Annotated in this window: 2 protein-coding genes; both read right to left on the bottom strand. The window is 36.1% G+C overall.

Going from position 1 to position 2,351, the window contains the following annotated elements; all coding sequences use genetic code 11:
* Window positions 1-139: 139 nt before the first annotated feature.
* On the bottom strand, window positions 140-1,420 hold the full coding sequence (locus tag P8M54_RS07850) for an MFS transporter (protein ID WP_300286953.1): 1,281 nt from the start codon (window positions 1,418-1,420) through the stop codon (window positions 140-142).
* Window positions 1,404-2,351 (bottom strand): family 10 glycosylhydrolase (locus P8M54_RS07845; RefSeq protein WP_300286951.1); only part of this gene is annotated, 948 nt, incomplete at its 5' end. The genes P8M54_RS07845 and P8M54_RS07850, both read right to left, overlap by 17 nt.

Here is a 2,351-nt window from a genome sequence, read left to right as displayed (position 1 = left end):
CCCCCAATATTATACGTTTTGATTAGGGATTCCATTGCTGGAATGTTTTCTTCTGAATCATTGATGAAAACTGCAGGAAAAAAGAATTGCCCAATTTTTTGTTCTAATGTCATACTGATGCAAACAAGTTGAAATAAATTTATTTTTTGATGGCTGCTGATTTTTTACCAAAGTCTTTTGGGAAAATCAAAAATCGAGAGAGTAGTAATCCTGGAATGGTCGCCAAAAAAACCCAGATAAAAAAGTTACCGTAACCAAGGTATTCTTGGATATAACCGCTTATCATTCCCGGAAGCATCATTCCTAATGCCATAAATCCAGTGGCTAAAGCGTAATGGGATGTTTTTGACTCGCCTTCGGCAATATAAATAAGATACATCATAAAGGCAGCAAATCCAAAGCCATAACCAAATTGCTCTGCAATTACCGTTGCATAGATGTAATAAACAGAAGATGGATGAAAGTGAGATAGCAAAACAAAACCGATAATAGGTAAGTGCATGGCTAAAAACATAGGTAACATCCACTTGCCTAAACCATCGCGAGAGATAGCTATTCCACCAAAAATCCCACCTACTGTTAAAGCGATAACTCCAAATGTTCCATAAATAATTCCTACATCTTGGGTAGTTAGACCCATGCCGCCAACTGCTATGTCATCAATTAAAAAAGGAGTTAGCATTTTTAATAATTGCGATTCTCCAAGCCTAAAAAGAAGGATAAACGCTAAGGCTAGACCAATTTGCTTTTTTTGGAAAAAACTAGCAAAAACTGCCGTAAAACTCTTTTTTGATCCTTCGGTATCTAGCTCTTTTACATTAGTTGTTTCGCTGCGAGGCGCTGTGAAGTAATTGTAAATAGTAATAGCCGCCATAAGTAAACCCACAATTATCATGGTGTATGACCAAGCCTTTTGTTTGTCGCCATATTGCTGTTCAAGGTAACCACCAATAATGACAATTAAACCGTTTCCTGTAAGCATCGATAGGCGGTAAAATGTACTACGGATTCCCAAGAAAAAGGATTGTTGTTCTTTCTCCAAAGCAATTAAATAAAAGCCATCGCTTGCTACATCATTTGAGGCTGATGCAAATGCTGCAACCCAAAATATAGCCAAACTAATAACGAAAAAATGATTCAGTGGAATGGTTAATCCTACAATCAAAAAGGAAATTGCGATTATAAATTGCATCGCTAAAAACCATTTTCGTTTTGTAGAATACAAGTCAATAAATGGACTCCAAAGCGGTTTTATTACCCAAGGAAGGTATAGTAAACTTGTGTAAATACCGATATCTTCATTATTGATACCCAAATTTTTATACATGATTACCGAAACTGAAATTATAATAGCATAAGGTAAGCCAGAAGCAAAGCTTAAAATAGGTATCCAATACCAGGGTCTATTGTCTGTTTTCATTTTTTATGGCGCTTTGGTTGGTTTTGATTTCGGGTTGATTACTTACAAATGTAGGCTGACTTTCATTACCATAATAATCGATAAAAGTAAGCGCACAACTGTTGTTTTTTTCTAAATAAAGTTTAGGTAGCGCAATGCTTATAGTGTCTCTTTTTTCTTTGAAAGCGATTTTATTAAGTATAAAACTAGGATTGTTAATGTCTACTTTACTGTTGTTTTTTGCACCATAAACCATGACATAACGCACCTTGTCTTTGGTTGGAAAAGTTAGGGTTACCAAGGCCGTGTCAACAGCGGTTTTGATGTCACATACCGTCGGGATTTCGGCCATTAATTTTCTAGAATTAGGAACCACATAAGGCAATGCAGGATATTTGTATTGCTGTTGCAAAAGTAAATCTGTTACAGCTTTGTTTTTGTTGACGAACCATTTGGCACTAAAAAATGCATTTCCATTGATGTTTGCATAACTTCTAGTCAAATCAATTTGATTAGGAATTTCCTTGGGGTTGAACCATTTTTTATCAGAATCAGCATTGATTTTGTACGTTCCATTTCCGATATATACGGCTGTGTTTTTAGAATTTTCAGACCACCACTTGATCAATTTGGCATAAGAAGCAGTACGGTGGTCAATACTCCAATACAATTGTGGCAAAATGTAATCGATATAATTATCTTCCATCCAAGCCATTGGATCAGCGAACAAATCATCATAATTCGTTTGTCCCGCCTGCGTGTCAGAACCTCGCGGATCTACTGATTTGTTTCTCCAAACCCCAAACGGACTGATTCCGAATTGGACCCAAGGCTTTATTTGTTTGATTGAATTGTAGGTGTTTCTAACGTACGTATTCACATTGTCTCTACGCCAATCCTCTAATTTTAAGCCTTTACCATATTTTTCATAGGATTCGGTATCGTTAAAATT

Source organism: Flavobacterium sp. (genome assembly GCF_029242675.1).
In the GTDB taxonomy this organism is placed as follows: domain Bacteria; phylum Bacteroidota; class Bacteroidia; order Flavobacteriales; family Flavobacteriaceae; genus Flavobacterium.
Note: the sequence above shows the minus strand (reverse complement) of the source record. Positions and strands in the feature narration are given on the sequence as shown.